Consider the following 936-nt stretch of genomic DNA (forward strand, 5'->3'; position numbering starts at 1 on the left):
CTGCTACTACCGTTACCCGAACAATTAACGTTCAAGATACTGGCGCACCTAGCATCACTCTGCTAGGTAGCAGCCCACTTAACCATGAGCTAAATACCCCTTATACCGATGCTGGTGCGACTGCGAATGACGCACTTGACGGAGACCTATCTGCAGGCATTATAGTTGGCGGCACAATGGTCGACTCTAGCGTTGCTGGCACTTATNTCATTACCTATGATGTCAGTGACTCCAACGGTAACCCTGCCGTACAGCAAACGCGCACGGTAAATGTGAACGACTTTACCGCCCCTGTCATTACACTTAATGGTGACAGCAGCATTAATATCGCTCTAGGTAGTGTCTACAATGATGCGGGTGCGAGTGCGTCGGACAATATTGATGGCGATATTTCAGCAAGCATTATTCAGAGTGGCGCTGTTGATACCGGTACAATTGGCAGCTATACACTTGTGTATAACGTAAGTGATGCGGCTGGCAACGATGCAATGCCCGTCACACGAACAGTTAATGTTGCTGATGCGAGCGGCCCTGTTATTACACTGATCGGAAACAACCCGATCGATCATGAGGTGAATACAATCTTCACCGACCCGGGTGCGACAGCGCTAGATAATGTCGACGGAGATGTATCTTCAAATATCGGTGTCAGTGGTACGGTCAATGCTGCAGTTGTTGGTAGCTATGTACTGAGCTACAACGTGAACGACTCATCGGGTAACCCTGCCAACACCGTTAATCGAACGGTCAATGTTCAGGATACCGGCGCTCCTAGCATCACCGTGTTAGGTAGCAGCCCACTTAACCATGAGCTAAATACCCCTTATACCGATGCTGGTGCGACTGCGAATGACGCACTTGACGGAGACCTATCTGCAGGCATTATAGTTGGCGGCACAATGGTCGACTCTAGCGTTGCTGGCACTTATATCATTA

At 49.3% G+C, this 936-nt stretch carries 1 protein-coding gene; it reads left to right on the top strand.

Annotation, left to right across the window (positions count from 1 at the left end):
- The coding region (locus tag A3766_RS10995) for a DUF5011 domain-containing protein (protein ID WP_156508871.1) at positions 1-936 on the top strand (936 nt) is incomplete at both ends.

The sequence above is a fragment of the Oleiphilus sp. HI0132 genome, assembly GCF_001635845.1.